We start from the raw sequence: 17566 nt of genomic DNA on the forward strand, positions 1-17566 counted from the left end.
GTTTAGTTCATGACGTTAAGTTCTTCGGTGCGGCGCGGCGGGTAGGTTTCCCACTTGCTGCAACCCGGGCAGTGCCAGTAGAACTGGCGCGCCTTGAAACCGCAGTGGCTGCACTGGTAGCGTGCCAGCTTCTGCGTGTAGCCGTGGACGAGGTTCTTGACCATCGACAGCTCTTCCCAGACATGGGCCGGCGCGTCCATCAGGCGCGCTTCCAGCAGCTTGTCCAGGCCGAGCAGGGTCGGATTGCGGCGCAATTCCTCGACCACCAGTGTTTTGGCAGCCTCGACGCCGTCGAGTTCAATGACCGCCTTGAACACGACCTCGACCAGGTCGATCGACGAGGCCTCGGCCAGATAGGAGCGCAGCAGGTTGACGCCTTCCTGCGCCCGGCCGAGCTTGCGGTAGCCGTCCATCAGGCGGCCGGCGACCAGCGCCACATGCGGCACGCTCTGCTGCTCGACGCGGCGCCAGGTCTTGAGCGCGCCCTCGACGTCGCCCTGGGCCAGCAGCGCGTCGCCCGACAGGATGGTGGCGCGCACGCTCTTGCGGTCGGCCTGCAGCGCATGGTCCAGCAACGCCATCGCTTCCTTGGTGTCCATGTGCACCAGCGCGTCCTGGGCCAGCTCGCAATAGAACTGGGCGATTTCCTTGTGCATGGCGCCGGCGCCGGATTCCTGCAGGCCGAGCGCCGATTCGATCGCGCGGCGCCATTCCTTCTCGCGCTGGAAGATTTCCAGCAGCGCACGACGCGCCTGCACCGCGTACTGGGTGTCGACCAGCTGGTTGAAGGTTTCCTCGGCGCGGTCCAGCAGGCCCGCCTTCAGGTAGTCCATGCCCAGCTCGTACTGGGCGTGCACCTGCTGCTCGACCGGCAGGTCCGGGCGCGACAGCAGGTTCTGGTGGACGCGGATCGCGCGCTCGGTCTCGCCGCGGCGGCGGAACAGGTTACCGAGCGCAAAGTGCATGTCGGCCGTTTCCGGATCGAGCTTGACGATTTCGATGAAGGCGTCGATGGCCTTGTCCGGCTGCTCGTTGAGCAGGAAATTCAGGCCCTTGAAATAGCCCCGCGGCAAGCTGCGCGATTCCGAGACCAGCTGCTTGATATCGACGCGCGCCGCGATCCAGCCGAGGGCGAAAAAGACGGGGATGCCGAGCAGCCACCAGATTTCAAATTCCATGCGTTCCTATTCTTTTGTTTTGGGCATTCAGCGCGTGGTCACGCCATCCGGCTGCGGCGGGGCGCTGGCGGTGCCGGCGGCGCTCTGCAGGGCCTGGATGGTGTCCTTGTGCTGCGAGGTCTGGCGGCGCTGGCGGAACACGGTCGGCGTCAGCGCCAGGATGCCGAGGGCCGCGCCGGCCACGAAAAACACCAGCAGCATCAGCACCAGCGGACCACGCAATTCGTAATTCAGGAAAAAGTGCAGATCGACTTCCTGCGTGTTCTTCAGGGCGAACCCGAAAAACAGCACGAACAGGATAAATCCAACGATGGTGGAGACGAGTTTCATCAACGGGTCCTGTCGGGTGGTTCAGCAAACATGGCAGTGTCGCATATCCGTGACGATATATCAAAAACGATGGCCGGGAACGCCTTTCCCCGGCCGTCGTCCCCGCGAAGGCGGGGATCCATACTGAGTCTGCCAAAGGCGGTTACGGCGCCACACCTCATACGCTCCATGGATTCCCGCCTTCGCGGGAACGACGGATTATCGAACAATAAAAAAACGGCATCCATAGATGCCGTTCTTGGTCTGCACGCGGCAGACGACTCAGTCGTTGATGATCGGTTGCCCGACCATTGCGTCCACCCGCTCGCGCAACTGCTTGCCCGGCTTGAAGTGGGGCACCCGTTTTTCGGGCACCATCACCTTGTCGCCGGACTTGGGGTTGCGACCGATCCGCGGGGGCCGGCTGTTCAGCGCGAAGCTGCCGAAGCCGCGGATCTCGATGCGCTGACCAGTCGATAAAGCATTGGTCATCGCATCGAGGATCGTCTTGACGGCAAATTCCGCATCCTTGGCCACCAGCTGCGAATAACGCTCAGCCAGGCGGGCAATCAGCTCGGACTTGGTCATCTGTTCGCCTTAAGGCAGATTAGCCCTTGTTATCCATCTTGGCTTTCAGCAGAGCGCCCAGGCTGGTGGTGCCCGATGCGGCGCTGTTGTCTGCTGCCAGCTTCTGCATGGCTTCGTGGGTGTCGGCGTTGTCTTTGGCCTTGATCGACAGCTGGATGCCGCGCGATTTGCGGTCCACGTTGATGATCATGGCTTCGACCTTGTCGCCCACTTTCAGGTGGGTGCCGGCATCTTCCACGCGGTCGCGCGAGATTTCCGAAGCGCGCAGGTAGCCTTCGACTTCTTCGTTCAGGGCGATCACAGCGCCTTTCGGCTCAACCGACTTGACGGTGCCGGTCACCAGCGAACCCTTGTCGTTGAGTGCCACGAAGTTGTTGAACGGGTCGCCTTCCAGCTGCTTCACGCCCAGCGAGACACGCTCGCGCTCGACGTCGATCGCCAGCACGACTGCTTCCAGCTCGTCGCCCTTCTTGAACTTGCGCACGGCTTCTTCGCCGGCTTCGGTCCACGACAGGTCCGACAGGTGCACCAGGCCGTCGATGTTGCCCGGCAGGCCGATGAACACGCCGAAGTCGGTGATCGACTTGATCAGGCCCTTGACCTTGTCGCCCTTCTTGTGGGTGACGCCGAAGTCGTCCCAAGGATTCGGCTTGCACTGCTTCATGCCCAGCGAGATACGGCGACGCTCTTCGTCGATCTCCAGAACCATGACTTCGACTTCGTCGCCCAGCTGCACGACTTTGTTCGGGGCCACGTTCTTGTTGGTCCAGTCCATTTCCGAGACGTGCACCAGGCCTTCGATGCCCTGCTCGACTTCCACGAACGCACCGTAGTCGGTCAGGTTGGTGACCTTGCCGAACAGGCGGGTGCCTTGCGGGTAGCGACGCGACAGGCCGGTCCACGGATCGTCGCCCAGTTGCTTGACGCCCAGCGAGACGCGGTTCTTTTCCTGATCGTACTTGAGGACCTTGGCGGTGATCTCTTGACCGACCGACAGGACTTCCGACGGGTGACGCACGCGGCGCCATGCCAGGTCGGTGATGTGCAGCAGGCCGTCGATGCCGCCCAGGTCAACGAACGCACCGTAGTCGGTGATGTTCTTGACGACGCCGGTGACGACGGTGCCTTCCTTCAGGGTTTCCATCAGCTTGGCGCGCTCTTCGCCCATCGAGGCTTCGATCACGGCGCGGCGCGACAGCACCACGTTGTTGCGCTTGCGGTCCAGCTTGATGACCTTGAATTCCAGGGTCTTGCCCTCGAACGGGGTGGTGTCCTTGACCGGACGGGTGTCGACCAGCGAGCCCGGCAGGAATGCGCGGATGCCGTTGGTCAGGACGGTCAGGCCGCCCTTGACTTTACCGTTGACGGTACCGGTGACGATTTCACCGGATTCCATTGCTTTTTCCAGTGCCAGCCACGATGCCAGGCGCTTGGCCTTGTCGCGCGACAGGATGGTATCGCCGAAACCGTTTTCCAGCGATTCGATGGCCACGGAAACGAAGTCGCCTACTTTGACTTCCAGTTCGCCCTGGTCATTCTTGAATTCGTCGATGGGGATGAATGCTTCCGACTTCAGGCCGGCGTTCACGATCACGAAGTTGTGGTCGAGGCGAACGACTTCAGCGGAGATGACTTCGCCCGAACGCATGTCCTGGCGGGACAGGGATTCCTCGAAGAGGGCGGCAAAGCTTTCCATACCAGAAGCTTGGGTGGTTGCAGTAGACATGTAAAAGGGTACTTTAAGGTTAGCCAGCAGGCCGTCGATAGTGCGGACTGAACTGGGAGAGGGTTACACACACCTGCAAAAAATCGCAGGCACCAAACAGCGCCGTAGCGCGAAACTTACAACAAACTGAACCAGCGTCATCCCGGCCTTCGCCGGGACGACGAAAGTGGTTGAGCGGCGCTGCTACCTGCCGCTCAACCACCTCCAAATCTTATTTTTCCGCGTACCAGCCCAATACCTGTTCGACCGCTTCATCCGCCGTCATGTTCGAGGTATCGAGGAGATGCGCATCTGCTGCCGGGGCGAGCGGGGCGACGGCGCGGTTCATGTCGCGTGCGTCGCGGGCCTGCAAATCCGCCAGCAGACCGTCCATATTAGCAGAAAACCCTTTGCCAATCAATTGCTTATACCGGCGTTCGGCGCGCGCCGCAACACTTGCGGTAAGGAAGACTTTAAGCTGGGCGCCGGGAAAGATCACCGTTCCCATATCGCGGCCGTCCGCCACCAGTCCCGGTGCCGTGCGGAAACGCAATTGCAAGTCGAACAAAGCCTGGCGCACCGCCGGCAGCGCCGCGATGCGCGAGGCGGAATTGCCCACCTCCTCCGCGCGGATCGCCTCGGTCACCTCTTCCTTGCCGAGGAACACCTGGTCGCCGACAAAGCTGCAATCCAGGTAGTGGCCGACCTGCGCCACCGCCGTCTCGTCCGCCAGATTGGCCCCGGCGCGCAGCGCGGACAGCGCCGTCAGCCGGTACAGTGCGCCCGAGTCGAGCAGGTGGAAGCCGAGCCGCTCGGCGACCCGCGACGCGACCGTGCCCTTGCCGGAAGCGGTCGGGCCGTCGATCGTGATCACGGGGATGATGTTGTCTTGCATTCTTTTGTTTCCGGGGCTGTTGGGGTCCAGCCCGTCAGAATAGCTCGTTGGTGGCGATTCCCGCAAACGCTTCGAAGTACTCGGGGAAGGTTTTGGCCACGCATTTCGGATCGTTGATGCGGATCGCGTTGCCGCGCCGCGCCTTGCCGTCCAGCGAGGCCAGCGAGAAGCACATCGCCATCCGGTGGTCGTCGTAGGTGTCGATGGTGGCCGCGCGGATCTCGTCCGGCGGGGTGACGCGGATGTAGTCCGGCCCCTCCTCCACCGTCGCGCCCAGCTTGCGCAGCTCGGTCGCCATGGCGGCCAGGCGGTCGGTTTCCTTCACGCGCCAGCTGGCGATATTGCGCAGGGTGCTGGTGCCGTCGGCGTACAGCGCGGCGACCGCGATCGTCATCGCCGCGTCCGGGATGTGGTTGAAGTCGGCGTCGATCGCCTTCAGCACGCCGTTCGACGTCGCCTCGATCCAGTTGTCGCCGCGGGTGATGGTCGCCCCCATCTGCTCCAGCGCCTCGGCGAAACGGACGTCGCCCTGGATGCTGTCGCGGCCCACGCCTTCGACCCGCACCGGGCCGCCGGCGATCGCGCCGGCCGCCAGGAAGTAGGACGCCGACGAGGCATCGCCCTCGACGTGGATGCTGCCCGGGCTCTGGTAGCGCTGCCCCGGCCGCACCGTGAACGACTGCCAGCCGTCCTGCTCCACCGTCACGCCGAAGCGGCGCATCAGGTTCAGGGTGATCTCGATGTAGGGCTTGGAAATCAGCTCGCCGACGACCTCGATGGTGACCGCATGGTCCTTGGCCATCAGCGGAGCCGCCATCAGGAGCGCGGTCAGGAACTGGCTCGACACATTGCCGCGCACCGACAGGCGGTCGGCATGGATGTGGCCGCGGCGGATGCGCAGCGGCGGGTAGCCCTTCTGCCCCGTGTAGTCGATCTGCGCGCCGACTTCGTTGAGCGCGTCGACCAGGTCGCCGATCGGGCGCTCGTGCATGCGCGAGACGCCGTGCAGCTTGTAGTCGCCACCGATCACGGCCAGCGCCGCCGTCAGCGGACGGATCGCGGTGCCCGCGTTGCCCATGAAGAGATCGGCCTCGTGCACCGGCAGCACGCCGGCGCCGCCGTGCACGCGGGTGGTGCGCTCGTCGATCTCGTCCCACTGGATGCCGAGCGAGCGCAGCGCGCCCAGCATCACCATGGTGTCGTCCGAGGCCAAGAGGTCATGGATGACGGTCTCGCCCTCGGCCAGCGCGGCCAGCAGCAGCGTGCGGTTGGAGATGCTCTTCGAGCCCGGCAGGCGCACCGTGCCCTGCACGTGCATCACAGGTTCCAGGTCGAGGTGCTGGGGGTAGTGTTTTTGCTGCGTCATTTACTTTCCTGATTCCTGGCTCGGGCGCGGCTCGGCGGCTTCGATCGCCCCGATCCAGGCCTGGCGGGCGCGCTGCGCATTGGCGTACACGGCTTCCAGGCCGGCGCCATCGGCGGCATCGAGCAGTGCCCGCAGTTTGGTCAATTGTGCCAGATACGCGTCCAACTCCACGCGCAAGGCGTCGCGGTTGGCCAGGCTGATGTCGCGCCACATCTCGGGCGAGGAGCCGGCGATGCGGGTGAAGTCGCGAAAGCCGCTGGCGGCGTACTGGAACAGCAGGTCGGCGTGCGGCTTGGCGGCGATGTCGTCCACCAGCGCGTACGCCAGCAAATGCGGAAGGTGACTGACGGCGGCGAACACCTTGTCGTGTTCTCCAGGCGTGAGGCGATGGATGATCGCACCACACAGGCGCCACGCGCTTTCGACGCGCTCGACCAGCGCGGCCGGGTTTTCCGGCAGCGCGGTGATCACGGTTTTCTTGCCGCGGTAGAGATTGGGGATGGCCGCGTCCGGGCCATTCGACTCGCGTCCGGCGATCGGGTGGCCCGGGACGAACTGGGCGATGCGCTCGCCCAGCACCTCGCGGGCGGCCGCGACCACGTCGCTCTTGGTGCTGCCGGCGTCGGTGAGCACGGTGTGCGGCTCCAGCCACGGCAGCAGCGACTGCAGGATGCGGCCGGTCTGCGCGACCGGGGCGGCGATCAGCACCAGGTCGGCGCCGCGCATGGCTTCCTGCGCCGAGGTGGTGATTTCATCGACGATGCCCAGCTCCAGCGCGCGCGCCATCACCTCGGCCGAGCGGCCCATGCCGACGACGTGTTTGACGGCGCCGGCGGCCTTGAGCGACAGCGCGAACGAGCCGCCGATCAGGCCGACGCCAACGATGACGACCTTATCGAACATTCAGGCCAGCGCTTTCTTGAGGGCCTCGACGAAGACCGCGTTCTCTTCCGGCAGGCCGATCGAGATGCGCAGCCACTGCGGCAGGCCGTAGGCGCCGACCGGGCGCACGATCACGCCCTGCTTGAGCAGCGCGAGGTTGACGCGCGCGCCGGCGCCGTCGTCCTGGCCCACGCGCACCAGCACGAAGTTGCCGTGCGAGGGCACGTATTCCAGGCCGAGTTCATCGAAGGCGGCGGTCAGCTGCGCATAGCCTTCAAAATTGTTCTTCGCGCCCTTGGCCAGGAATTCCTTATCGTTGAGTGCGGCGATCGCGGCGGCCTGCGCCAGCGAGTTGACGTTGAAGGGCTGGCGGATGCGGTTCATCAGGTCGGTGACCACCGGCTGCGCGATCGCGAAGCCGACGCGCAGGCCGGCCAGGCCGTAAGCCTTGGAGAAGGTGCGCGAAACGATCAGGTTCGGGTACTTGCGCACCCACTGGGCGGACTCGAACTGGTCTTCCGGCTTCAGGTATTCGTTGTAGGCCTCGTCCAGCACCACCACCACATTGGCCGGCACCTTGGCCAGGAAGGCTTCGATGGTCGCGGCCGGGATGAAGGTGCCGGTCGGGTTGTTCGGATTGGCGATGTAGACCAGTTTGGTGTCCGGTGCGATCGCGGCCAGCATGGCGTCGAGGTCATGGCCGTAGTCGCGCGCCGGCACCACGATGCCGCGCCCGCCCACGCCCTGCGTGGCCAGCGCGTACACCGCGAACGAGTATTCCGAGAACACCACCGACTCGCCCTTTTGCACGAAGGCGTGGGCGGCGATTTCGAGGATGTCGTTGCTGCCGTTGCCGAGGGTGATCCAGTCGGCCGGCACGTCGTAGCGCCTGGACAGCGCGGCCTTCAGCTCGAAGCCGTTGGCGTCCGGGTAGCGGCCCAGTTCCGCCGCCGCTTCGGCCATCGCGCGCTTGCTCGACTCCGGCACGCCGAACGGGTTCTCGTTCGATGCGAGCTTGACGATGCTGGCTTCGTCCAGCCCGAACTCACGGGCGACTTCAGCGATGGGTTTGCCGGCCTGGTAAGGGGCGATGGCGCGGACGTAATCTGGACCGAATTGCGACATGGTTCTCTCAACGATAAATTAAAGACTGACCGGGTAGGAGCCGAGCACCTTGTAGAAGGCGGCGTTCTGCTTGAGCTCCTCGAGCGCGCGCGCGACGTGCGGATCCTGCACATGGCCCTCGACATCGACGTAGAAGTAGTACTCCCAGGTGCCGATGCGGGCCGGGCGCGATTCGAAGCGCGTCATCGACACGCCGTGGCGCGCCACCGGCGCCAGCAGGTCGTAGACCGCGCCGGCCTTGTTCGGCACGGCCAGCACCAGCGAGGTGTGGTCCTTGCCCGACGGGTTGGTGTGCAGCTTGCCGATCACGACGAAGCGCGTGCGGTTGTGCGGGTCGTCCTGGATGTGGGCCTCGACCACGCCGAGCTTGTACTGCTCGCCCGCCATCTCGCTGGCGATGGCGGCGATGGTCGGGTCGACGCTGGCCATGCGCGCGGCTTCGGCGTTGGATGCGACGGCGCGGCGCTCGATGTCCGGATGGTGCAGGTTGAGCCAGACCTGGCACTGCGCCAGCGCCTGCGAATGCGCACACACCACGGTGACGCCGTCCATGCTGCCGGTCTTGGTCATCAGGCTGTGGTGGACCGGGATCGACACTTCGCCGCTGATCACGGTGGTGGTGGCCAGCAGCAGGTCGAGCGTGCGGTTGATCGCGCCCTCGGAGGAATTCTCGACCGGGACCACGCCGAAGTCGGCGGTGCCGGCCTCGGTGGCGCGGAACACCTCGTCGATGGAGGCGCAGGGCATGGGCTCGATGGCGGTGCCGAACTGCTTGTACACGGCTTCTTCGCTGAAGGTGCCGGCCGGGCCGAGGAAGGCCACGGTGACGCGCTTTTCGAGCGCGCGGCAGGCCGACATGATCTCGCGGAAGATGGTCTGGACGTCGCCGTTCTTCAGCGGGCCGGGGTTGCGGTCGGCGACGCCGCGCAGCACCTGCGCTTCACGCTCGGGGCGGAACACCGGGGCGTTGGTCTCGGCCTTGACGTGGCCGACTTCCTGCGCCACGCGGCCGCGGCGCGAGAGCAGTTCCAGGATTTGCGCGTCGATCTCGTCGATCTGCTGGCGCAGGGGGAGGAGTTTGTCTGTCATTGTTCTGCTGTATCTGCTCAGGTTAAGACGCGCACTAAGCCCGTCGTCCCGGCGGAGGCCGGGACCCATGCTGAGTTTATCGAAGGGTTAGCTGCGCCACTCCTCACACGTTCTATGGGTCCCGGCCTGCGCCGGGACGACGTGCTGATGCTAGTGGTACTTTCAGCGCCGCTCAACGCCCCGCAAACTCGTTCAAATAATCGACGAGGGCACGCACCCCCTCGACCGGCATCGCGTTGTAGATCGATGCCCGCATACCGCCGACGGACTTGTGGCCCTTCAGTTGCAGCAGCCCGCGCGCCTTCGCGCCGGCCAGGAATTTCTCGTTCAGGGATTCGTCGCGCAGGTAGAACGGCACGTTCATGCGCGAGCGGTTTTCCTTCGCCACCCGGTTCTGGTAGAAGTCGTCGGCGTCGAGCGCCTCGTACAGCAGGCGCGCTTTCTCGATATTGCGCTGCTCCATCGCCGCCACGCCACCCTGGCGCTTGAGCCAGTCGAACACCAGGCCGGCGATGTAGATCGCGTAGGTCGGCGGCGTGTTGAACATCGATTCGTGTTCGTCCACCGTCTTCCAGTTGAAGGCGCCGGGGCAGATCGGCAGCGCGTGTTCCAGCAGGTCTTCGCGCACGATCACCAGCGTCAGGCCCGCGGGCCCGATGTTCTTCTGCGCGCCGGCGAAGATCACGCCATATTTGGACACGTCGACCGCGCGCGACAGGATGTGCGAAGACATGTCGGCCACGATCGGCACGTCGGCCGATACCTCGGGCACGAAGTTGTACTCGACGCCGTCGATGGTCTCGTTGGTGCAGATGTGCAGGTAGGCCGCGTCGGGCGTGAGCTTCCAGATTTCCTGCGGCGGCACGGCGGTGAAGCCGATGTCCTTGGCGCTGGCGGCCACGTTCACGTTCGCGTAGCGCGCCGCTTCCTTGATCGACTTGCCGGACCAGGAGCCGGTGTGCACGAAGTCGATGGTGGCGGGCTGCGCGCGGCGGCCGGCCAGGTTCAGCGGGACGATGGAGTTTTCGCCCAGGCCGCCGCCCTGCAGGAACAGGATGCGGTAGTTGGCGGGGACGTTCAGCAGCTCGCGGAAATCGGCGACGGCCTGCTTGTAGATGGAGATGAATTCGGGACCACGGTGGCTCATCTCCATCACCGACATGCCGCTGCCGTGCCAGTCGAGCATTTCGGCGGCGGCTTGCTGGAGGACTTCGCGCGGCAGCACGGCGGGGCCGGCGGAGAAGTTGAAGATGGGGGTGCGGTTCATGAAGTTTTACGGTAACGGGGCAGGCTATGCAGATGATTGTCGCATAAAACCAGCAACTTCTACCGTCGCCCCCGCGGAGGCGGGGGCCCATGGACCGTGCGAATATTCGAGCTGTCTATGGGTCCCCGCCTTCGCGGGGACGACGGGAGTGGTGGATTACTGGTCGCCCTGCTCGCCCGACGTCGGCTCGCTGGCGGCTTCGCCTTCGGCTTCCTCGGCGACGGTTTCGTCGACGTCGCTCTCCATCACGCGCTGCAGGCCGGACAGGCGGGTGCCGTCTTCCACCGCGATCAGGGTCACGCCCTGGGTCGCGCGGCCCATCTCGCGGATCTCGGCCACGCGGGTGCGAATCAGCACGCCGCCGGTCGTGATCAACATGATCTCGTCCTTCGGCTGCACCAGCGTCGCCGCCACCACCTTGCCGTTACGCTCGGAGGTCTGGATCGCGATCATGCCCTTGGTGCCGCGGCCGTGGCGGGTGTACTCGGTGATCGGGGTACGCTTGCCGAAGCCGTTCTCGGTCGCGGTCAGCACCGACTGCTGCTCGTTTTCCGCCACCAGCAGCGCGATGACCTGCTGGCCATCTTCCAGGTTCATGCCGCGCACGCCGCGCGCATTGCGGCCCATCGGGCGCACGTCGTTCTCGTCGAAGCGCACGGCCTTGCCGGCGTCCGAGAACAGCATCACGTCGTGCTGGCCGTCGGTCAGCGCGGCGCCGATCAGGAAGTCGCCCTCGTCCAGGTCGACCGCGATGATGCCGGCCTTGCGCGGATTGCTGAAGTCCTTCAGCGGGGTCTTCTTGACCGTGCCGAGCGAGGTCGACATGAACACGTAGTGATCTTCCGGGAACTTGCTGTTCGGGCCCGACAGCGGCAGCACCACCGTGATCTTCTCGTTGTCCTGCAGCGGGAACATGTTCACGATCGGCTTGCCGCGCGAGTTGCGCGAACCCTGCGGCACTTCCCACACCTTCAGCCAGTACATGCGGCCGCGGTTCGAGAAGCACAGGATGTAGTCGTGCGTGTTGGCGATGAACAGCTGGTCGATCCAGTCGTCTTCCTTGGTCGCCATGGCCTGCTTGCCGCGGCCGCCGCGCTTCTGGGCCCGGTATTCGGACACCGGCTGCGCCTTCATGTAGCCGCTGTGCGAGAGCGTGACCACCATGTCCTGCGGCGTGATCAGGTCTTCGGTCTCAAGGTCGGTCGCGTTGTGCTCGATAGTCGAGCGGCGCACGTCCTTGCCGTTTTCGGTGTAGTCGGTCTTGATCTGGGTCAGCTCGTCGCTGATGATCGTGGTGACGCGCTCGGGCTTGGCCAGGATGTCGAGCAGGTCGGCGATGTGTTCCATCACTTCGCGGTACTCGTTGACGATCTTGTCCTGCTCCAGGCCGGTCAGGCGCTGCAGGCGCATCTGCAGGATTTCCTGGGCCTGCTCGTCGGACAGCTTGTACAGGCCGTCCGGCTGCATGCCGTAGTGCTTCGGCAGGTGCTCCGGGCGGAAGGCTTCGATGCCGCCGGCGGCGCCGGTCTCGGTGCGGGTCAGCATATTGCGCACCAGGGAAGAATCCCAGGCGCGCTGCATCAGCTCGGTCTTGGCGATCGGCGGCGTCGGCGCGGCCTTGATGATCGCGATGAAGTCGTCGATATTGGCCAGCGCCACCGCCAGGCCTTCCAGCATGTGGCCGCGGTCGCGCGCCTTGCGCAGCTCGAACACGGTGCGGCGGGTGACCACCTCGCGGCGGTGCGACAGGAAGCACTCCAGCATCTGCTTCAGGTTCAGCAGCTTCGGCTGGCCGTTGACCAGCGCCACCATGTTCATGCCGAAGGTGTCTTGCAGCTGGGTCTGCTTGTAGAGGTTGTTCAGCACCACCTCGGGCACTTCGCCGCGCTTCAGCTCGATGACCACGCGCATGCCCGACTTGTCGGACTCGTCGCGGATGTCGGAAATGCCTTCGAGCTTCTTGTCGCGCACGTTTTCGGCGATGCGCTCCAGCAGCGATTTCTTGTTCACCTGATACGGCAGCTCGTCCACGATGATGGCGGTACGGGCGCCGTCGCGGCCGACTTCCTCGAAGTGGGTCTTGGCGCGCATCACCACGCGGCCGCGGCCGGTGCGGTAGCCGTCGCGCACACCGGACACGCCGTAGATGATGCCGGCGGTCGGGAAGTCCGGCGCCGGGATCAGCTCGATCAGCTCGTCGATCGAGCATTCCGGCTGGCGCAGCACGTGCAGCGCGCCATTGATGACTTCCGACAAGTTGTGCGGAGGAATGTTGGTGGCCATGCCCACCGCGATGCCGGACGAGCCGTTGATCAGCAGGTTGGGGATCTTGGTCGGCAGGACGGTCGGCTCTTTTTCCTTGCCGTCATAGTTCGGCTGGAAGTCGACCGTGTCCTTGTCGATGTCGGCCAGGATCTCGTTCGCGATCCGGTCCAGGCGGCACTCGGTGTAACGCATCGCCGCAGCGCTGTCGCCGTCGATCGAGCCGAAGTTGCCCTGGCCGTCGACCAGGGTGTAGCGCAGCGAGAAGTCCTGCGCCATGCGCACCAGCGTGTCGTAGATCGAGGCGTCGCCGTGGGGGTGGTACTTACCCATGGTGTCGCCGACCACGCGCGCGCACTTCACGAACGGGCGGTTGAAGAAGTAACTACTCTCATGCATCGAATACAGCACGCGCCGGTGCACCGGCTTCAATCCGTCGCGCACGTCCGGAAGTGCGCGGCCCACGATCACGCTCATCGCGTAATCGAGATAGCTCTTGCGCATTTCTTCTTCTAGGGAAATGGGGACTGTTTCTTTTGCGAATTGATCCATTGGGAGGGTCGACTGCCTTCAGGCTGTGGTTTGTGAGTTACAAGCGTTCGATTCTACCACGCGCGCTATGGCAACTGCGCAATTCGAAGGGCCTTAGCACACAGCCGTGACCGCATGATGAATTGTCAAGCCGCGACCCAGATCACGACAGGATGTTGTGGAGAAACAACGAGACTCCTCGGTATGCACGCCGTTTGCTTTGGCGGCTTTCGTACGGATGTGACGCATATGGCAAAATGGCAGGGAAGTTAATTGCTTGTTTCACAATGCGAAACAGGCACGTCAGGGTGCGTGCTACGATCGACTCAAGTACGCGCCTGAAGCGTGTGGTTTCGCAACGGATATCACCGAAAGGAAGAAAAAGATGAAAAAGATTGCAACCCTCATGCTCGCAGCGTCGGCACTCCTGGCCGGCAGCGCGTTCGCGCAGAGCGCTCCCCCGTACGCGCCGCTGACCACCGACATCATGGCACCGACCCCGTACAGCGCCTACGTGCAGGACGCCCGCGGCGTGATCGCCCGCGATCCTTTCGGCCTGTGCTGGCGTACCGGCTACTGGACCCCGGCCGACGCGGTCCCGGGCTGCGACGCCCCGATCTGCACGCCGCCGGAAAAGCTGGAAAACGGCAAGTGCGTGGCCCCGCCGCCGCCGCCGCCGGTTGAAGCCCCGGCCCCGGCTCCTGCCCCGGCTCCGGCCCCGGCTCCGGTCCCGACCTCGGAAAAAGTCAGCTACCAGGCTGATGCGTTCTTCGACTTCGACAAGGCTGTGCTGAAGCCGGCCGGCAAGCAGTCGCTGGACGACCTGGCAAGCAAGCTGGGCGACATGAACCTGGAAGTCATCATCGCCGTCGGCCACACCGACTCGATCGGCACCGATGCCTACAACCAGAAGCTGTCGGTGCGCCGCGCTGAAGCCGTCAAGGACTACCTGAAGTCGAAAGGTGTCGACCCGGCCCGCATCTACACCGAAGGCAAAGGCGAGAAGCAGCCGGTCGCCAGCAACAAGACCGCCGAAGGCCGCGCCAAGAACCGCCGCGTGGAAATCGAAGTGGTCGGTACCAAAACCATCAACAAGCCGGCACAGTAATCCGCCAGCCGCTTGAACAACCCCGCTTCGGCGGGGTTTTTTTATGGCTGTGCCTTGCGCCTTGAGTGCGCAAGTTGGCAAAACAGTGACCGTCGCTCCCGCGGAGGCGGGAGCCCCATTTCCTGGCCGACAATGTTAGCGCGGCTATACCACTGCGCGGCAGACTGGGATTCCCGCGTTCGCGGGAATGACGTTCTTCATTTTGCGGCGTTTTTCAGCCGAAACGACTCTCCGGCCCATCTTTTTCCGGCTATCATTCGCACCTATGACTACGAACGTCGACCAACTCGAAATCAACAAATTCAGCGAACTGGCGCACCGCTGGTGGGATCCCACCTCCGAGTTCCGCCCGCTGCATGAAATCAACCCGCTGCGCCTGGAATGGATCAACGCGCTGGCGCCTCTTGCCGGCAAAAACGTGATCGACATCGGCTGCGGCGGCGGCATCCTGACCGAATCGATGGCGCGCAAGGGCGCCAAGGTGACCGGTATCGACCTGTCCAAGAAGGCCTTGAAGGTGGCCGATTTGCACAGCCTGGAATCGGGCATCGAGGTGCGCTACCAGCTCATCTCCGCGGAGGAAATGGCCGCGCAGGAAGCCGGCCAGTTCGATGTCGTGACCTGCATGGAAATGCTGGAGCACGTACCCGATCCGGCGTCGGTGGTGCGCGCCGCCTACGCACTGGCCAAGCCCGGCGGCAAGGTGTTCTTTTCCACGCTGAACCGCAACCTGAAGTCCTACCTGTTCGCGGTGGTCGGCGCAGAATACCTGCTGCGCATGCTGCCGCGCGGCACCCACGACTACAGCAAATTCATCACCCCGGCCGAGCTGTCGCAATATGTGCGCAGTGCCGGCCTGCAGGTCGACGGCCTCAAGGGCCTGAGCTACAACCCGCTGACCAAGTTCTACTCGCTCAACAACGATACCGACGTGAACTACATGGTGGCCTGCAGCAAACCGCTTTAAATCCATGACCTTTCCTGCCCAAATCCCGGCACCGCGTGCCATCCTGTTCGATCTCGACGGCACGCTGGCCGACACCGCACCCGACCTGGCCGCCGCCGTGAACTGGCTGCGCACCGAGCGCGGACTGGAGCCGACGCCGTACACCGTGCTGCGCCCGACCGCATCGGCCGGCGCGCGCGGCATGATCGGCGCCGCTTTCGGCTTGGCGCCGGGCGACGATGGCTATGAGGAATTGCGCTTGGCCTGGTTCGACCGCTACCAGTCGGCAATGGCGGTGCACAGCACCCTGTTCGGCGGCGTGGTCGAGCTGCTGGACGGCATCCGCGCGGACGGCATGGAATGGGGCATCGTCACCAACAAGCCGGCCCGCTTCACCGATCCGCTGGTGCCGCAGATCGGGCTGGCGCACGCCGGCTGCATCATTTCCGGCGACACCACCGGTTTCGCCAAGCCCCACCCTGCCCCGCTGCTGGAAGGCGCGCGCCGGCTGGGCGTTGCTCCAGAGCTTTGCTGGTATGTGGGCGACGACCAGCGCGACGTCGAGGCGGGCCGTGCCGCCGGGATGGTCACGGTGGCCTGCTCCTGGGGTTACTGCGGTTCGATCGACCCGTCCACCTGGGGCGCCGACTACCTGCTGGAAACCCCGGCCGAGCTGCTGGCGACCCTGCGCGGCCTCGTCGGCCCCCGCGCCGCGGTCGCCTGAAGCGTTTCGTCGTTACATCTTCTTACGCTTGATACAGAAACCAAGTGGTTGTCGGGATCGCTACGTCCTAATCTGAACGTGCAAGACATAGGCTTAGCTGGCGGCACCTTCCGCCAGCCGACGCAGCCGGTCTCTCCCGCAACCCCTTCGCCGGCTTTATCCCCGGTGGCGTTTTTTTTGGTAGATGCAGACGATGATGTCGCTCGGGAATGCCCGCAGCAGCGGGATCGCGCAGAGGATGGCGGCGTACTGCAGGTATAGCGCCAGCGTCGACATCCCACCGGTGCAGCGCAGCCGGTCCAGCAAGCCCTTGGCGCGCAGCGACGGCAGCTCGGCGCTGTGGACCAGCTCGAATCCTTGCGTGGCCACCAGGCGGCTCAGGTTCTCCGGCCGAAAATAATGTACGTGCGGCGAAGGCAAGCCCTTCTGCCACAGGCGCTCGAACGGCGCCTTCCAGCCCAGCCTGGCGAACAGCTTGGACAGCCGGTAGAAGAAGCCTTTGCTGTTGGGCAGGTTCAGGATCAGGATGCCATCGGGATCGAGCCTGTCTGCACATGCTTCCAGCGCTGTGGCGATCGGCGGGATGTGTTCGATGACGTCGTTGAAGACGATGACGTCGAAGCGTTCGTCGTCGTTCAAGGCGTCCGGGAAAAAGCCCAGGCGTACCGGCAGTCCACGGGCAGCGGCGCGGCTGCCCACCGCCTGGTCCGGTTCGATGCCGAGCACGTCGAAACTGCCCTGCGCCGCTTCCAGGAACCAGCCGTGGGCGCTGCCGACGTCGAGCAGTCTGCGTCCGCCCGGCGGTGCGAATTGACGGGCCCAGGCGACGATGTCGGCGAAATTCTCCTGGCGCAGCGCCTTGAGGCCGGCTTCGCGCTGGGCTTCGTTCAGGGATGCATGGGCATCCTGCCGGTTGATGGCGCCTTCAAGCCGCGCGCTCTCGTAGGCGCATGACGGACAAGTTGCGTGCCAGCTGGCCAGGCCGGCCGTTTGCTGCGTTCCACAAACGATACATACCATGCTGAGGCTTCCATTCCAGTGATCGCGGTCGCGCCGCTCAAGCGCAAGATCATATTGCATTTTTGTCAGCGCGTGTTCACGATTGGGCAGGGTTTGAGCCAGCGCAGGACGGCTGCACCATCGCGTAGATTGCGGTAGAATGTCCTTACTCCGCTGGGGGCGACCTGGTTTCGACGTGGGTTACAAAGCAGCGCAGGGCATACCGAGGCCTGGCTACCTCGTAAATACAACCAGAAATGTAATAACTGCAAACGATAACTCGTACGCACTCGCAGCTTAATCGCTGCTAGCTCTTCAACACTTCGCCTCTGGGGTGGGCCGTCAAAAGCTGAAGAGTCATTTACAGAGGCTCGGAATTGATCGGGTTACTTGGTCAATTCCTAAATCTAAGGTAACTCGCTCTGACACACCGCGCACGTCCGGGTTGTTGGGGTTAAATTAAATGGCGATGCTAAGTATGTAGAACTGTCTGTAGAGGGCTTGCGGACGAGGGTTCAATTCCCTCCGCCTCCACCATCGATTCAAAGACAACGGGCCTGTCGGCGCAAGCTGACAGGCCCGTTGTCTTTGA

At 64.1% G+C, this 17566-nt stretch carries 15 protein-coding genes and 1 other RNA gene; 4 read left to right on the forward strand and 12 right to left on the reverse strand.

Annotation, left to right across the window (positions count from 1 at the left end; translation table 11 throughout):
• Positions 1–2 precede the first annotated feature (2 nt).
• From lapB to gyrA, 11 genes are all read right to left on the reverse strand, one after another.
• The gene (gene lapB / locus NX778_RS13815; protein ID WP_258812330.1) at positions 3–1178 is read right to left on the reverse strand and encodes a lipopolysaccharide assembly protein LapB; all 1176 of its coding nucleotides are present in this window, start codon (positions 1176–1178) and stop codon (positions 3–5) included.
• Between the two features lie 27 nt (positions 1179–1205).
• Positions 1206–1508, reverse strand: a complete 303-nt coding sequence (locus NX778_RS13820; protein ID WP_258812331.1) for a LapA family protein — start codon at positions 1506–1508, stop codon at positions 1206–1208.
• Between the two features lie 261 nt (positions 1509–1769).
• A complete protein-coding gene (locus tag NX778_RS13825; protein WP_258812332.1) occupies positions 1770–2075 on the reverse strand; it encodes an integration host factor subunit beta in 306 nt (101 codons plus the stop codon).
• Positions 2076–2094: 19 nt separating this feature from the next.
• Positions 2095–3801, reverse strand: a complete 1707-nt coding sequence (gene rpsA / locus NX778_RS13830; protein WP_258812333.1) for a 30S ribosomal protein S1 — start codon at positions 3799–3801, stop codon at positions 2095–2097.
• 211 nt (positions 3802–4012) lie between these two features.
• Positions 4013–4675: a (d)CMP kinase gene (cmk, locus tag NX778_RS13835; RefSeq protein ID WP_258812334.1), complete on the reverse strand. Its 663-nt coding sequence runs from the start codon at positions 4673–4675 to the stop codon at positions 4013–4015.
• Positions 4676–4709: 34 nt separating this feature from the next.
• The gene (gene aroA / locus NX778_RS13840) at positions 4710–6041 is read right to left on the reverse strand and encodes a 3-phosphoshikimate 1-carboxyvinyltransferase (protein WP_258812335.1); all 1332 of its coding nucleotides are present in this window, start codon (positions 6039–6041) and stop codon (positions 4710–4712) included.
• Entirely contained in the window at positions 6042–6944 is a 903-nt protein-coding gene (locus NX778_RS13845) for a prephenate dehydrogenase (protein ID WP_258812336.1), read from the reverse strand.
• On the reverse strand, positions 6945–8048 hold the full coding sequence (gene hisC / locus NX778_RS13850) for a histidinol-phosphate transaminase (RefSeq protein ID WP_258812337.1): 1104 nt from the start codon (positions 8046–8048) through the stop codon (positions 6945–6947).
• An 18-nt stretch (positions 8049–8066) separates the two neighbouring features.
• Positions 8067–9137 (reverse strand): prephenate dehydratase, encoded by a 1071-nt coding sequence (pheA, locus tag NX778_RS13855; protein ID WP_258812338.1) that lies wholly within the window; start codon positions 9135–9137, stop codon positions 8067–8069.
• A gap of 172 nt (positions 9138–9309) precedes the next feature.
• Complete coding sequence (gene serC / locus NX778_RS13860) at positions 9310–10404, reverse strand: 3-phosphoserine/phosphohydroxythreonine transaminase (protein WP_258812339.1); 1095 nt, start codon at positions 10402–10404, stop codon at positions 9310–9312.
• Positions 10405–10560: 156 nt separating this feature from the next.
• Complete coding sequence (gyrA, locus tag NX778_RS13865; protein ID WP_258812340.1) at positions 10561–13218, reverse strand: DNA gyrase subunit A; 2658 nt, start codon at positions 13216–13218, stop codon at positions 10561–10563.
• A 364-nt stretch (positions 13219–13582) separates the two neighbouring features.
• Between gyrA and ompA the strand changes: the two genes are divergently transcribed.
• From ompA to NX778_RS13880, 3 genes are all read left to right on the forward strand, one after another.
• Positions 13583–14305, forward strand: a complete 723-nt coding sequence (gene ompA, locus NX778_RS13870; RefSeq protein WP_307728046.1) for an outer membrane protein OmpA — start codon at positions 13583–13585, stop codon at positions 14303–14305.
• A gap of 265 nt (positions 14306–14570) precedes the next feature.
• A complete protein-coding gene (ubiG, locus tag NX778_RS13875; protein ID WP_258812341.1) occupies positions 14571–15272 on the forward strand; it encodes a bifunctional 2-polyprenyl-6-hydroxyphenol methylase/3-demethylubiquinol 3-O-methyltransferase UbiG in 702 nt (233 codons plus the stop codon).
• A 4-nt stretch (positions 15273–15276) separates the two neighbouring features.
• Entirely contained in the window at positions 15277–15975 is a 699-nt protein-coding gene (locus tag NX778_RS13880; protein ID WP_258812342.1) for an HAD family hydrolase, read from the forward strand.
• 156 nt (positions 15976–16131) lie between these two features.
• On the opposite strand, the gene NX778_RS13885 is transcribed toward NX778_RS13880, so the two are convergent.
• A complete protein-coding gene (locus NX778_RS13885; protein WP_258812343.1) occupies positions 16132–16995 on the reverse strand; it encodes a class I SAM-dependent methyltransferase in 864 nt (287 codons plus the stop codon).
• A 155-nt stretch (positions 16996–17150) separates the two neighbouring features.
• Between NX778_RS13885 and ssrA the strand changes: the two genes are divergently transcribed.
• Positions 17151–17511, forward strand: a transfer-messenger RNA (tmRNA) gene (gene ssrA, locus NX778_RS13890).
• The last annotated feature ends 55 nt before the right edge of the window (positions 17512–17566 follow it).

Origin of the sequence: Massilia terrae, assembly GCF_024753145.1 — a bacterium.
Lineage (GTDB): Bacteria > Pseudomonadota > Gammaproteobacteria > Burkholderiales > Burkholderiaceae_D > Telluria > Telluria terrae.